Raw genomic sequence first — 14,406 nt, forward strand, 5'->3', positions numbered from 1 at the left:
AGGTAAAGACTTTTTGACAATTACTTGTCGTATTTTAATTTGAGCGAGAGACCGGGTTCGAACCGGCGACATTCAGCTTGGAAGGCTGACGCTCTACCAACTGAGCTACTCTCGCATTAGGTAAAGACTTTTAACAATTTCTTGTTGTTCTTTAACTTTTAATAACAATTAAATTACTTGTTGTTAAAAGCGGTTGCAAATATAGTATAGTTTCTATTATTTACAATGAAAAAAAAGAAAAAATTAATAGAATTTTTGATCTTCTCTCATAACTTTCAGAAAATGAAAGCCATAGATTTCAAAACCTTCATTGTAGTAAAATTTATGAGACTTTCTGTTACCAGTGTAGGTATTTAGTTCTATTACTTCACAGCCTTTAGATTTTGTATATTCATAAATCCAGTTAAAGAATTGTTTACCAATGTTTTTTCCTCGGTAGGTTTCATCAATAATTACATGATCAGGTTCAACACTTTTACCAGAGTAATGTCTTAAACTATACCAAAGTCCAGAAATTCCAATTAATTTATCTTCGTCAAAAGCACCAACACATTCATAAGTTTCATATTTAATCATTTCTGAAACACGTTTTTCTAAAATATCATGTGGAGTAGTTGTGTTTACTTTTTTTAGAAGCGGAAGAATCGATAAGATGTCTTTTTTATCTATAGCTTTAAAGCTTAAATTCATAAGTAGTTAATTTTTGTAAAGATAAAAAAAGGCTTGTATAAAAGGTGTTAAAAAAAGAAAAGAGGTTATCAGCTCCAGACACTTCTTTTCTATAATAACATTAAATTCTTGATAAAGTAATTTGTTGTTACATTATTAATTTCATTGTATTCAACAGGTAAGTTTTTATAACTCCTAAAAAAAAGAGTTATTTCATTTAAATAACTCTTTTAATTGCTTTAGTATTTGATATTTAATGTTGTGTCCAAATTTGCTAATTATTCAAAAATATCTTTAAAAGATAGGTTTAGGCATAAAATAAATAAGGAAATATCGTAAATAATGAGTAGCTAATAATTGTGTTTATTCCCTACAGCCTTCTCGAGCCATACAATGATCGAAAGCGACAAATTCTTTAGGATGTTTTAAGTTACAACGTGTAAATGCGCCATGGCAATCATAAAAATGATTAGGATCGGTGTTACCACCAAATACCTTTTTTTGATCAAATTTTGTAATTAATGAAATTCCTTTTAGATCTAGAATTGAATTAGTCATAATACAGTTTTTAAATTAGTTTGAAGGTTTACTGTATTGTAAAAGTAATGACAAAAAATTATGAATGAAAAGAAAATAGACCAGTTCTTTCATAAAGATGTTATATTAAGAAAAATTTTTCTTGTGTTTGGTTTATGTTTCTTTGGTGTAGATAAAAAACAACTAAAAAAGAATAATGAGAAAGCTAACGTTTACTATTTATTTAATAGAAAGTTTAAGATAATTAGGGTAAATCCAAAAGTAAACTTAAGTAAGTACAAGAATAATTTAATGATAAAAACCATAGCGTTAAATATTTGCATCAAAGTTAACAATAAAGTTATTGAGATAAAAATTTATAGATACTATTATGATATAATTATGAATTAAATGATTTTAAAATCTTTAGAGTTCTTAATAAGGTTATCGTAATACTCTTTATTTACTGTGATTGGAACTTCTAAGTGAGAAAGTTTTATCTTAAAAAAGTATCCATCGGTTTTTAGTAATTGTACGGTTATTGGAGTTGTTTTTTTCATAATATTTATTGTTTGTGTTTTCAAAAATACTTGTGAAAAAGAGGAGTTAAGAAAAATTTTAGATTAGGTGATAAAAGGCTAAGATGAATTGCGAAAAATAAACGATAAAGTAAAATTTTAATCGATGAACTGCTTTGTTGAATAAAAAAGTATCGATTTATATGTATGTAAGTTATTATTTTAAAAAATAAAATAGTAACTTACTGGTAGCAATTATAAAGGGAATATAATAATAAGTATATGGGGAAAATAAAATGGAAACTACGAAATGTAGTATTGTCTAGTTTGTTGTTTTTTTTGTGTTTTAATCTTTTAGGACAAAAGAAAGAGGTTAAAATAATAGCTAAAAAAATAACGGACAATATTTATATGCTACAAGGACAAGGGGGGAACATTGGTTTATTTATAGGTGATAAGAGTGTTTTTATGATTGATGATCAATTTGCACCATTAACCAATAAAATTTTAGCCAAGGTTAAAGAAATATCCGACAAACCAATTAAATATTTAGTGAATACACATTGGCATGGAGATCATACTGGTGGAAATGAAAATATGAGAAAACATGATGTTTTGATTTTTTCACAAGAAAATGTTCGAAAAAGAATGAGTACTGATCAAAAAGTAAGAGGAAGGCTAAAAAAAGCCTCGCCCAAGGAAGCTCTACCAGTAATAACTTTTACTAATGAGATGAATTTTCATATAGATGGTGAAGATATACTGGTTTCGCATGTACATAATGCACATACCGATGGAGACTCTCATATTTATTTTTTGAATAGTAATGTTATTCATATGGGAGATACCTATTTTCAGGGAAAATTTCCTTTTATTGATTTAGATAGTGGAGGAAGTATAAATGGATATATCGCTTCTATAGATAAAGTATTATTAATGTCTAATGATAAAACGGTTATTATACCGGGGCATAGAGGTTTATCAACCAAAGAAGAGCTTAAAGTGTATAGAAAAATGCTGATAACTTTAAGGGACAGAGTTCTAAAAAATATAGAAAAAGGGAAAACATTAACAGAGGTTTCTAATGATGAAGATATAACGAAGGAGTATAAGGAAGAATATGGAGGGTGGTTTATATCAGCAAAAGAAATGAGAGAAACTATTTATAAGAGTTTAAAACAATGATTGAAGTTAAAAAAATAATAGCAGGAGAAACTTCTAAAATAAGGTTAGAGGTTTTACGTAAAGGAATAGATTTACCATATAAGTTTAAGGAAGATTTAGAAGATGATACATTCCATTTAGGAGTTTTTTATAAAGAGAAGTTGGTAACTATAGCAACATTTATAAAAAATAATTTAAAAGAATTAGAGGGAGAGCATTATCAATTAAGGGGAATGGCAACTTTACCTGAGGTTAGGGGAAAGGGCTTTGGAAAAATAATAATTGAAGAGGCTGTAAAAGTTTTAAAAACGCAGAATATAAAATATTTGTGGTGCAATGCTCGTAAGGAAGTAACAATGTTTTATGAAAAATTAAAGTTCATAAAGGTAGGAGAGGAGTTTATGGTAGAAAAAGTAGGGCCACATTTTAAGATGTATACTAAAGTATAAAACAAAAAAAACTCAAACTTATTAAGTTTGAGTTTTTGTAGCGAAGAGCAGATTTGAACTGCCGACCTCAGGGTTATGAATCCTGCGCTCTAACCAACTGAGCTACCTCGCCGTTTGCGGGTGCAAATATAGCACTTATTTTTAATTGAACAATGAAAAAATGTGATTTTTTTTTAAAAAAATAAATATCTATCTTGCCTACTTTAAGAAAATACAAATGAGTAAAGTAAAATTCGAATTAGAGTTTCCTGTACATGCTTCTCCGAGTATGTTATATCAATGCTTAGCAACTCCTTCAGGATTAGAAGAGTGGTTTGCTGATAGAGTGAATTCTCGAGGTAAAATAATGACTTTTATTTGGGACGGTTCTGAAGAAGAAGCTAAAATTGTTACCAAAAAAAATAATGAGTTAATAAAATTTAAGTGGACAGAAAGCGAAGGTGATGAAAGTTACTTTGAATTTAGAATACAAGTTGATCCTTTAACTAAAGATGTAGCGATTATTATTACCGATTTCGCAGACGATGAAGATGATGCTGAAGAAGCAAAATTGTTATGGGAAAATCAAATAGAAAATTTAAAGCATAACATAGGTGCTTAATATTTATATAGAACAATAAAAAAACTCGACAAAATGTCGAGTTTTTTTATGTGTAATAATTACCTAAGTCGTAATTTTGCAGTCAAATTTTTGAAGAATGATAAATTTTAACGGAGAAATAATTTCTGAAAACGAATTACAACTTTCAAGTGAGAATAGAGCATTTAAATATGGTGATGCTATTTTTGAAACGATAAAAGTATCAAAAGGAAAAGTAGTTTTCTTTGAAGATCATTATTTTAGGTTAATGGCTTCTATGAGGATGTTAAGAATGAAAATTCCAATGAAATTTACCTTAGAGTTTTTACAAGATGAAATCTTAAAAACTATTGAAAACCTTGAAAGAACCAAAACTTATAGAGTTCGACTAACAGTATATAGGAAAGACGGAGGTTTATATGCGCCTAAGTCTAATGAAGTAGATTATTTAATAGAAATAAAAGAGTTTGAGTACACTGAAAAAGCAGTTTATAAAATAGACTTATTTAAGGACTTTTATAATTATTCAGGATTATTATCTACAGTGAAAACTACCAATAGAATGTTGAATACATTATCAGCTGTTTTTGCAGAGGAAAATGATTTAGATAATTGTATTTTATTGAATGAAAGAAAAGGGGTAGTAGAGGCAACTAATGGAAATATTTTTGTCATAAAAAATAAGGTTATTAAGACCCCAGCTTTAACAGAAGGATGTATAAAAGGTGTTCTTAGAAAGAAGATTATTGAAATTGTAGAAAAACATCCAGACTATACTATTGAAGAAACTTCAATTTCTCCATTCGAAATTCAGAAGGCAGACGAAGTTTTTATAACCAACGCAATCATAGGAATACAGCCAGTTACTAATTACAGAAAGAAACAATTTGTTTCTGAGATAACAAACAAACTAAAAAGTAATCTTAATGTATTAATGCTTACAGCGAGTTAATTCATTTGAACATCACTAGGAGCATTAGCCCAAATTTTATATTTACCACCTTTTTGAAGTAATTGATCTTTCCAAAAGGTTTCGTTGTTGGTTGAAAGAATGTTTCTGTAATCATTTTCTGATACAAACCAAGAGTTGGAATAAAGCTCATCTTCTAATTGATTTACTCCCCAACCAGAATATCCTAAGAAGAAACGAATGTCTGTTGGTTCTAAAAGATTATTATTAAGTAGCTCTTTTAAAAGCTCAAAATTCCCTCCCCAAAAGATACCATTAGCTACTTCAATGCTGTTAGGTATTAAATGAGGTACTTTGTGTATAAAGTACAAATTGTCTTGTTCTACAGGGCCTCCTTGATATACAGTGAAATCACAGTCTATTTCAGGTACTAAATCGTTTAGAGTGTAGTTTAAAGGTCTATTTAATATAAATCCAACCGAACTACTTTCAGTATGTTCTGTAAGCAAAATAATAGCTCTTTTAAAAGAACTATCATTTAAAATAGCAGGTTCTGCAATCAATAATCTGCCCCTTTCAGGTTTTAGTGCAACCATATTTCATTCTAGTTTGTTCTACTAAAATAAAGAAAATTTTAATAAAAATTTAACAAAAAGATTAAAATACGTGCAATTTAAGGGAAAATCCTTTTGAAGATTATTGTTTTTTGCTTCTTTTTATTGAAGATCAAATCCTTTCTAAAACAGCAATAACTTCGTTCTTTTTTCTAACAGAAACGGGAACTGTAGTTTTATTTTTTAAAACTAAATAGCCTCCATCTGACTTTATGAATTCCTTAATGTATTGTAAATTAACTAAATGACTTTGGTGAACACGTAGGAATCCTAAATCTTTGAGCATATCAGCGTAGTATTTTAATGTTTTTCCTACTAGTATTTTCTGACCATCATTCATAAAAAATTCCGTGTAATTATTGTCGGCTTTACATCTAACAATATCCATTAAATTAACAACAACAATTTTGTCAGAAGTGTTTAAAGAAATCTTTTTTGGGTGTAAATTAGGTTGTTTTATAGATTGTTGTAGTACTGTTAATTGCTCTTTATCGGGTGTAATTTGATTTTTAGCTTTACTTATAGCATTAGATAAATCTTCATTCGAATAAGGCTTTAAAACATAATCTATAGCAGCAAATTTAAAAGCCTTAATAGCATATTCGTCACTAGCGGTAACGAAGATTATTTTTGAAGATAAATCTGGATGAATTTCTAAAACATCAAAGCCAGTTCCATCTCCTAACATTATATCTAAAAAAAGAATATCTGGTTGTTGTTTACGCAATAATTTAGAAGCTTCTACTACACTTTTTGCTGTTCCGATTATTTCTATTTCTGCATGTTGATTATTAATGTCATTTTGTAATAGTTCTAATGCAGAAGGCATATCGTCAACAATTATTGCAGTCAATTTTTCCATATTAAAAGTCAGTTTTTAAAGGTATTTTAAAAAATACTTTAGTTCCTCTAACTAAATTATTTTCAACAATTTCTTCAATGCTAAATTTACTTTTTTTCGATAAAGCTTTTATACGTTCTTCTGTTACTTTTATAGCAATTGAATTATGATTGGTATTTTTTTTGTTTTTCTTAGATTGATTAATTCCTATTCCGTTGTCAATAATAGCACAAAGTAAGAAATCTTTTTGAGTAGAAAAGTTAATGGTAATAAGACCACTTGCTATGCTTTTAATTCCATGTTTAATGCTGTTTTCTATAAATGGTTGAATAAGCATTGGCGGAATCAATATTTCTTCTGAATCAAATTCAAAATTTGTATTTATAACATATTCAAAAGGATTTGTACTCATTTGTTGTTCTAACTCTATGTAGTTTTTAAGTATCGCAATTTCTTCCTTTATATTAACTTCTTCCTGTCTTGAATTGTGTAATACACCACGCAAAAGAGTTGCAAATTTGCTAATAGTTACATTGAGTTCAGTAGATTTTCCAGAATTTCCTAAAGCTTTTATTCCGTTTAAAACATTGAAAATAAAATGAGGATTCATTTGTAGCTGTAATGCTTTCTGTTCTAATGATAATAAGTGATTTTTTAACTCTAGCTCTTCAACTTTAGCTTTGTTTTTCCTTTTTATTTTTCTGATATAATTAACAATAATGCTCGTTAGCACTAATATAATTATAGCACCGCTTAGTTGTTGGAACCAGCTTTTTTGATATAGAGGTTTATCAATATAAAAATGAAATTTTACTGGGTCACTTTCTAACCCATTAACTTTTGATTGTATTGAAAAATTATAATCTCCAGAATTTAAATTAGCTAAGTTTATAGAAGAATTAAATGTCCATGGACTAAACTGATCATTTAATTTATAGCGGTATTTTACTTTTTTAGGAGCATTAATATTTGCTGTTTTATAACTAAAAGATATGTGATTTTGATTAGGTTTTAATTGTAGTGTGTTAGTATAGTTGTTAATATCAATAGAGTCAATAGGTTGGTAAACAACTTCGATGTTTTGGAAAGCTATTTTAGGTTTTATAGGAGAGTTATTATTTCTAGTAAATTTATAGATACCATGATTATTGGTAGCAATCCATATATTTTTTTGAATATCTTGAAAAACAGTGTTTATTTGATTTGTTTTTAGAGTGTTATATTTGTTTATACGTTTGATGAAAGAATAACTTTGGTCAAGTATTTCTATTCCTTCGTCTTTTGAAACAATCCATAACTCATTATCTATTTTTACAATATCATTTATTTTTTTAGGAGAGTTACTAAGAGATTCTGCTTTGTCGTTTTTTACAATTTTAAGACCATTTTTATAGGTGGAAGTGATTACATTTTTATTGTCAATTAATATAGAAGTGTAATTTCCTAAATCTATTCTTTTCAAAATAGTAGGATTAATTAATCTATCAAGTTTCCATAAACCTTTGTTCGTTGCAATCCAAAAGAAAGTACCATCGAATTCTAAATCGTTAATACTATTTAAATCGATTTGAAAATTGGTTCGAATAGGGGATAAGAAATCTTCACGTACTCTTAAAATTCCTTTGTTAGTTCCTAAAAAAGTGTGTTCAGGTGTTTTTAATATACAATTGATTTTCTTGCTCTCAAAGTTTATAAACTTATTATAGGTTTTAATGCTTAAACCTTTATTGGTTCCAATTAAAAGAGTATTGTTTTTTTTAGAAATAATTTGCGTTTTGTTAGAAATTAAATTGTTTTTGGTAGTATAATTAGTAAAATCATTTCCGTCAAAACGAATAATTCCTTTGTCGGTAGCAAACCATAAATGGCCAGTATTGTCTTGTGTTATATCGTTAATTTTTAAACTAGGTAATCCATCGTTTAAAGTATAATTTTTTAAAGAGTTTAGTTGAGCAACTGTCTTAGTTACTATTAGAAAAAAAAGGATGAAAAGTATTAATTTATAAAACTTCATAGAAACAAACTTACAGTAAAAAAGTAACTGCTCAAATTAAACAGTTACTTTTTAAGAATTATTAAACATTATTCAATTATTTCATAGCATATAGACGTTTATTATTTGTATCTGGCTTTATGTGTTCTAAATCTCCATAAGGCTTAGTTAAAGGTTTTAACACACATAAAACTGAGGCTTTTCCTTTTATAATCAACTTATTGTTTTTAACAGTATAAGTCCATCTAAATTTTTCAACAGGGATGTTTAATTTTTTTACATCTGTTATTAAGTCTACATCACCAGCAATAAAATCCATTAGTTCTTCTTGCATTACAAATGTTGGAACATCATCGTCAGAATTTTCATAGTCTAATTCCCACATTATTGGAATGTTGAACTGTTTTGTATAAGGTTCGCCTATATAACGTTCTCTTTCATTTGTTAAAGCACTAAACCAATCAATTTCTTTTTCATTAGGATATTTTCTTGCAATTTCTTTAGATAAATCTACTTTTCCTGGTGAGTGAGCCGTAGGATAAAATACATAGTAAGGTTTAGCTAAAAAATGATTGGTAAATTCACCTCCAAAAACATTAAAATACGGAGAAGCTAATATTTGTGGCATCTCATCAGATTTAAACGATAACTTTAAAGTGTTTAAAAGTTCTTCGTTATTACCAACTCCATTAGAATGAAACACGATTTTACTATTTGCATTTATTCCTTTATTAATTTTTGGTAATTTACTTTGATTAATAGCTCTTTGTAAAGACTCGATTGTAACTTTTTCTCCGTTAATAGTAGTTTCTAAGCTCAGTCCTTTTAATGGATTGTTATAGTTTACAATATGAATTTCTCCATAAGGCTTTTCAGTAACATTAGAATTCATCCAACCTATAATTTCTTCTAAAGAATACATGTCGTTTACAATTTGATATTTCTTTTCCTTAAAATATGTACGAGCATTGTTATAAAATTTATTTTGTCCTTTGTCATAACCTGTAATAAATACAATGGGGTTTCTAGGTTTTTTATAAATTTTCTTAATTACTTCTTCTTTTTTAGCAATGTTTCCCGACTCTAGTTTTGTATTCGTTTTCTTTTCTTCACAACTAGTGAAAAATCCTGTAAGTAGTAATAATCCTATTACTGTTCCTACTTTAAAAATGTTTTGTTTCATAGGTTCTTGTTTTTTAGGTTAATATGTTATTGCTGTAATATGATGGTTACATTTCTTTCTAAATTAAAATCGTTAGATAGTTTGTTTAAAATGTTAGGTAAGTTTCGATCGTTAATCCATCTACCGTTTTCTTGCTTTTCTATTGAAGCAATAAGTCCATCGTTATTTACCTGTAATTTTAAACTATTGTATTTGTTTAAATACATTTTTAAGATTGATGAATAGCTATTGTTTGACCACATAATTTTTGTTTTATATGGTCAAATTTAGAAGAGAAAGAAGGAGTAATTTTGAGTTAATTAGAATTCGTTTGGAATAAATTAGAATTCGTAATTGATTTTTTTTGAAGGCTTATAAAGTAACGTTGATTTTAGGTTTGTGGTGTTTAATAAGTGATTTTTAAAATATTTTTTCCTATTGGGAGGTAGGGTATTTTTTGTGTAAATCTTTATATGAATATTAATTATAAATAATTTGATATGAAATATGTTTTAAAGATGTTATCGTTTTTCACTTTTATTTTTGTTCTTCAATCTTGTGATAAAGATTCAGAAATCGTTCCAGGAAATAGTTTTGAATCCATATCTAAAGAATGGAAGAAATTAGATATTGGAACAACTGAAAACTTAAATAAAATTCATTTTATAAATAACTCTGAAGGTTTCATTATTGGAAATAAAGGGAAGTTGTTTAAAACAGAAAATGGGGGAATTGATTGGACGGAAATTCCATCAGGAGTTACTCACGATTTGGTTTCTATTAGTTTTGATGGAAAAAATAAGGGGATAATTAATGGTTTATTTACTATCGATGGAGGAAAAAATTGGAAGGTAGTCAATACTACTTCAAGTTACTATTGTTATTATGCTAGTGAAGATGTAATGATTGGAGGAAGTAATTCTTCTTTTGCAGGAACTGTTTATCGTTCAACTGATGATGGAGCAACATGGACAGAGGTTTATAAGAATCCTCATACTGGTTTTTATACATCAGCAGGTTTTATAGGTGATGTAGGTTATTTATCTTCTTGGTATTCAGGTAGAATTTTAAAAACAACCGATAAAGGTAAAACTTGGACAGTGGCTGTAGAAGGTACTGCGAAACCTACTGGAGGAAAGAATACATTTGACGACTTTTTTGATCTTACTGTAGTAGATGCGAAAACTTTATATGCAGTTTCTAATAGTTATTTATCTAAAAGTGATGATGGAGGAGCTACTTTTAAAATAGTTTATCAAAAACCATCTCTAACATCTGGGTCGTTAAGAGGATTGTATGTGAATAATGAACAAGTTGTGTTAACGGATCTTACAGGAAATGTATTTGTGAGTAAAAATGGCGGAAAAGATTGGGATATAAAACAGCCAAAAAAAACTACAACGTTTAACGATGTTTATATAGCTAATGGAATTGTTTATGCAGTAGGAACTAATGGTGAGTTGTGGAGAAAAAATATTAAATAGCATAGTTAAATAAAAAAAGAAGTGTCCGCCATCGAAAAGACACTTCTTTATAACTAACTAACCAAATAACTTATAATGAAATTCTAAATTATATGGTAAAGATAGTATGGAAAAGCCTTGTGAAATTTTAAATTAGACAATAGGAAGTAAAGTAAAGATGAATTGCTTTTTTAGTGAAATGAATTGATTTTGAGAGGGAAAGGAAAGTTGTGAGTTAAAAAAAGCAATGAGGAAGATAACTATTTATCTTACTTAAGGCGAATTCCTTTTCTTATTTCCCTTAAACAATAAGAAGTTTATCTACCTATAAATATTTCTATGAAGTTCAATTAAATCAATTCTTTGATTTCGATGGCAAAAATTAGATATAATAAGAACTTCAATACGTTATTTCAATCAGGGGACCGAATATTAATAATTACGACCTCATTGCTTCATAAAAATAAAGAAAAAAAAATAACTTTACAAAGTTTTTTTTATTCTAGAAGGAAATATTTTTGTTTTTAAGTGTTTGTTATGTAGAGTGTTAGTGAGTTTTGTTGAGTGAGCTAAGTTTAAATGAAAGTTATAATAATTAGTAAATAATAGTAGAAATGAAGTTTATTATAAAGAAGGGATCTGGAAAAATGATGATACTAATGCTAACAGGGGTTTTTCTTGTTATAGCCTTTAGTTATCAGTTATTAATCTTTTTACAAGTCCATGATTTTGTTTATCAGTTTCCTGGTGATTGGGATAAACCAATGGGAGTTTTAGTTGGGCTCTTTTTAATACTTCGTTCTTTAAAATTTACGAAAGAATCTAAAGATTTATTTATAAAAATAGATGAAGAATATTTAGTGTATAGAACTAATGAATTAGAGGTTAAACATAAAGTACCATTGACGAATATTGAAAGGGTTTATAAAGAAAAAGGGAAAATTCGTCTTGTTACTAAAGATTTAATTACTATGAATGTGGTTGATTTAGATGAGGTTAGATTGGTAAATGAAACAAAAAGTTTGATAAAGAAATCTTTAATGGATTTGAATACAAAATAAAGAATAGAAAAAAAGCGAACCTAAGTTCGCTTTTATTTTTTTAATGACCTCCGCCCCAATCGCAAAGACAAGAATAAGGTAAATACTTTGGACAGTAATTTGGACAATGAATTTCACCGTTTGGGCCACCACTTCCTTTTACTGATTTTTGTTCTGATTTGTTAAGTACACTTCCTAAGTTAGAAATTGTTTTAAGCATGTTGATTAGTTTTAAGTTTCTCAAACATACTTAAAAAGATATTTACAAAGATTTATAAAACCGTAATAAAAGTAAGGTTTTACCGTAAATATAATTATTAATAACAATCGGTTTTTATTTGATGATTCTTTTGAAATTTTTCAATAGGAGTGTTCAATTCAGTTAAAGTTAGGTTTTCCAATACTTTTAATACAGCATTCATCATAGCAATAGAGCCACAGATCATAATAGTGCCTTTATTTTTTAAAACAGAAATAATTAGTTTATTTTCTTTAGAAATTAAATCTTGTACATATTGTTTTTTACCTTCTTGAGAATAAGCTGTATACACATTTGTATTTTGTAAATATGGTTTATACATGGTTAAAGACTCAGAAGTTCTTCCTCCCCAAAATAAATGTGTGTTAGTGTTATTGTTAAGCATTCCTAAAAAAGGAGCAATACCAGTTCCATTAGCTATAAGTACGACCTCTTTATTCTTTTTAGGAAAATGAAAAGATTTATTTTGTTGAATAGAAGCCAAAATGGCTTCATTTTTATTTAAGTTTAAAAGTAAATTAGAACATATACCTAAATCATGTTTTTTAATACTTAATAAAACATCATTCTCAATTTTTCCTATTGAATATAATCTTTCAACATTATCTATACTTGGAGTTATAGAAAGCAAATCACCAGAAACAAAATTTAATTTTTTACTAGGTTTTAACCTTATAAGAAAAGAATCGTCTTTATTTAATTCTGTTTTATAAACAGTTGTAAAGTCTAGTTGTTTTTTTAACTTTTTGGCTTCTTGTTTTAAATCGAGATTTATTTTTGTGTTAGCACTCCATTGTAGTCCCCAAGTTTTAAAATCTGCAAAATTCTGGTTGTTTATTTTATATAATGGGGTAACAGCTTTAAAATTAGGGAACTCTTGTAGTGTGTTTTCAATATCAATTGCAAACTGACAATAATTAGGGTAGGCTAAAGAACCAAAACCAACAATAGCATAATCAATTGAATTTTTCTGCTTAACTTTTTTTGCCAATTTTAAAAAAGAACTTGCATTAATAGGCGGAGCACCTTCTCCATAAGTTGAAGTTAAAATGATTAGTTGTTTGGCATTTTTGTAAGAAGTATAGTTATTTAAATAATCTACAAAAACAGTTTTTTGTTTTGCTAGTAAAGCTTTATATATAGAAGTAGCAAAACTATAAGTGTTTCCTGTTTCAGAACCTACAAGTATGATAAATTCAGCATTGTTTTTGTTGAATTTATTTTTAGGTAAAGAGCTTTTTGCTTTTCTTTTTAAGGTAATAGCAAAACCAGAATAAACAAAGAATATTATAGCGATACAAGAGAGTAATAAAATGATAGACCATAAGATAGTGCCACGACCTGTGTGTAAGAATAAACTCCAACTAGATAATATATGAGTTAAAGATGCTTTTTTGGTACTTATAATATCTCCAGTATACTGATGTATGTATAGTTCTTTGTTATGTAGTTTTACTATAAAATAATCTTCTTCATCATCGGAAAAAGGAAACTCTATACTTTCTAATTCGTTTAGCTTGGTTTCTTTAAAAAGAGGAAAGTTTTCAGAACTAATTTTTTGAGCATCTTTTGTTTTAGAAAAATCAATATTATGGGAAGTTTTAGATTTCGGAAGTAAAGAAAACTTTTCTAAGGATAAATATACTCCTGTTAGGGTAATAATTATAATGGGTATTAAAGCATATCTACTTATAATTACATGATAATCTTGTGCGAAATTTTCTCGAATAACTTTAGTGAAAAAGTTTTTAACTCCCCCTTGTCTTTTAATAATAAGAATGCTTCCAGTAATAGTAATTAATAAGAGAAGAAAGGAGAAAAGAGCGACTAAAAAACGACCTGTAGATTTTAGAAAAAGAGATCTATGTAAGTTAGTAGTCCATTTATAAATTGTAGCTCTTTTTACGATATTATTAATTTTATTACCTGTAACTGGATTGATGTAAAAAGTGCTATTATCACCATTTTTAGCAACTACAGATGCAATTATAAAGTTATTATCGTCAATTTTTAAATCAACAATTTCATCATATTCTTTTTTTAAAGAGTTAATGGTTTGTGCAATTGTAATTTCATCGGTGTTTTGTATAGCATAAGGTTTTAACTGATTCGAAATAGGTTCGAAAGCTAAAATTATACCTGTTAATGAAGCTATAACTATAAAAGCAAAAGAAGATATAGCCAAAGTTAGATGGCTATATCTCCAAATTGAAGTAATCATTTTGTAG

Annotated in this window: 17 protein-coding genes and 2 tRNA genes; 7 read left to right on the top strand and 12 right to left on the bottom strand. The window is 27.8% G+C overall.

The window, feature by feature from the left end; genetic code table 11:
* Positions 1-42 precede the first annotated feature (42 nt).
* The 3 genes from F7018_RS09260 to F7018_RS09270 all read right to left on the bottom strand — a co-directional run bounded on the left by F7018_RS09260 (position 43) and on the right by F7018_RS09270 (position 1,227).
* Positions 43-115, bottom strand: a tRNA-Gly gene (locus F7018_RS09260).
* A gap of 128 nt (positions 116-243) precedes the next feature.
* Positions 244-690 (bottom strand): GNAT family N-acetyltransferase, encoded by a 447-nt coding sequence (locus F7018_RS09265; protein WP_150899783.1) that lies wholly within the window; start codon positions 688-690, stop codon positions 244-246.
* A 342-nt stretch (positions 691-1,032) separates the two neighbouring features.
* Complete coding sequence (locus tag F7018_RS09270) at positions 1,033-1,227, bottom strand: hypothetical protein (RefSeq protein WP_150899784.1); 195 nt, start codon at positions 1,225-1,227, stop codon at positions 1,033-1,035.
* Between the two features lie 60 nt (positions 1,228-1,287).
* Between F7018_RS09270 and F7018_RS09275 the strand changes: the two genes are divergently transcribed.
* Positions 1,288-1,596: a hypothetical protein gene (locus F7018_RS09275; RefSeq protein WP_150899785.1), complete on the top strand. Its 309-nt coding sequence runs from the start codon at positions 1,288-1,290 to the stop codon at positions 1,594-1,596.
* Here F7018_RS09275 and F7018_RS18445 read toward each other — a convergent pair.
* On the bottom strand, positions 1,593-1,745 hold the full coding sequence (locus tag F7018_RS18445) for a hypothetical protein (protein ID WP_175578698.1): 153 nt from the start codon (positions 1,743-1,745) through the stop codon (positions 1,593-1,595). The two genes, F7018_RS09275 and F7018_RS18445, sit on opposite strands and share 4 nt — an antisense overlap.
* Positions 1,746-1,985: 240 nt before the next feature.
* Here F7018_RS18445 and F7018_RS09280 point away from each other — a divergent pair, with 240 nt between their 5' ends.
* Together F7018_RS09280 and F7018_RS09285 are read left to right on the top strand one after the other, a co-directional pair.
* Entirely contained in the window at positions 1,986-2,888 is a 903-nt protein-coding gene (locus tag F7018_RS09280) for an MBL fold metallo-hydrolase (protein ID WP_150899786.1), read from the top strand.
* Complete coding sequence (locus F7018_RS09285; protein WP_150899787.1) at positions 2,885-3,316, top strand: GNAT family N-acetyltransferase; 432 nt, start codon at positions 2,885-2,887, stop codon at positions 3,314-3,316. The genes F7018_RS09280 and F7018_RS09285 overlap by 4 nt, the downstream gene beginning before the upstream one ends.
* Before the next feature lie 38 nt (positions 3,317-3,354).
* On the opposite strand, the gene F7018_RS09290 is transcribed toward F7018_RS09285, so the two are convergent.
* A tRNA-Met gene (locus F7018_RS09290) sits at positions 3,355-3,428 on the bottom strand.
* A 105-nt stretch (positions 3,429-3,533) separates the two neighbouring features.
* On the opposite strand from F7018_RS09290, the gene F7018_RS09295 reads away from it, so the two are divergent.
* Together F7018_RS09295 and F7018_RS09300 are read left to right on the top strand one after the other, a co-directional pair.
* Positions 3,534-3,917 carry an START-like domain-containing protein gene (locus F7018_RS09295; RefSeq protein ID WP_150899788.1) on the top strand — a complete coding sequence of 128 codons (384 nt, stop codon included), beginning with the start codon at positions 3,534-3,536 and terminating at the stop codon, positions 3,915-3,917.
* Positions 3,918-4,014: 97 nt separating this feature from the next.
* Entirely contained in the window at positions 4,015-4,848 is an 834-nt protein-coding gene (locus F7018_RS09300) for an aminotransferase class IV (protein ID WP_150899789.1), read from the top strand.
* On the opposite strand, the gene F7018_RS09305 is transcribed toward F7018_RS09300, so the two are convergent.
* The 5 genes from F7018_RS09305 to F7018_RS09325 form a co-directional block, all read right to left on the bottom strand.
* A complete protein-coding gene (locus F7018_RS09305) occupies positions 4,845-5,402 on the bottom strand; it encodes a YqgE/AlgH family protein (RefSeq protein WP_150899790.1) in 558 nt (185 codons plus the stop codon). The two genes, F7018_RS09300 and F7018_RS09305, sit on opposite strands and share 4 nt — an antisense overlap.
* Before the next feature lie 130 nt (positions 5,403-5,532).
* Positions 5,533-6,282, bottom strand: a complete 750-nt coding sequence (locus F7018_RS09310) for a LytR/AlgR family response regulator transcription factor (RefSeq protein WP_150899791.1) — start codon at positions 6,280-6,282, stop codon at positions 5,533-5,535.
* Position 6,283: 1 nt separating this feature from the next.
* A complete protein-coding gene (locus F7018_RS09315) occupies positions 6,284-8,275 on the bottom strand; it encodes a sensor histidine kinase (protein ID WP_150899792.1) in 1,992 nt (663 codons plus the stop codon).
* Positions 8,276-8,351: 76 nt separating this feature from the next.
* Positions 8,352-9,437: a hypothetical protein gene (locus F7018_RS09320; RefSeq protein WP_150899793.1), complete on the bottom strand. Its 1,086-nt coding sequence runs from the start codon at positions 9,435-9,437 to the stop codon at positions 8,352-8,354.
* Between the two features lie 26 nt (positions 9,438-9,463).
* Complete coding sequence (locus F7018_RS09325) at positions 9,464-9,679, bottom strand: hypothetical protein (protein ID WP_150899794.1); 216 nt, start codon at positions 9,677-9,679, stop codon at positions 9,464-9,466.
* 237 nt (positions 9,680-9,916) lie between these two features.
* Here F7018_RS09325 and F7018_RS09330 point away from each other — a divergent pair, with 237 nt between their 5' ends.
* Both F7018_RS09330 and F7018_RS09335 read left to right on the top strand, forming a co-directional pair.
* Complete coding sequence (locus F7018_RS09330; RefSeq protein WP_150899795.1) at positions 9,917-10,900, top strand: WD40/YVTN/BNR-like repeat-containing protein; 984 nt, start codon at positions 9,917-9,919, stop codon at positions 10,898-10,900.
* 593 nt (positions 10,901-11,493) lie between these two features.
* Entirely contained in the window at positions 11,494-11,940 is a 447-nt protein-coding gene (locus F7018_RS09335; protein ID WP_150899796.1) for a hypothetical protein, read from the top strand.
* 40 nt (positions 11,941-11,980) lie between these two features.
* Here F7018_RS09335 and F7018_RS18450 read toward each other — a convergent pair whose 3' ends face one another.
* A complete protein-coding gene (locus F7018_RS18450; protein ID WP_175578699.1) occupies positions 11,981-12,139 on the bottom strand; it encodes a hypothetical protein in 159 nt (52 codons plus the stop codon).
* A gap of 97 nt (positions 12,140-12,236) precedes the next feature.
* Positions 12,237-14,399: a PepSY domain-containing protein gene (locus tag F7018_RS09340; RefSeq protein WP_175578700.1), complete on the bottom strand. Its 2,163-nt coding sequence runs from the start codon at positions 14,397-14,399 to the stop codon at positions 12,237-12,239.
* Between the last annotated feature and the right edge of the window lie 7 nt (positions 14,400-14,406).

It is taken from the genome of Tenacibaculum aiptasiae, from assembly GCF_008806755.1.
Classification (GTDB): Bacteria; Bacteroidota; Bacteroidia; order Flavobacteriales; family Flavobacteriaceae; genus Polaribacter; species Polaribacter aiptasiae.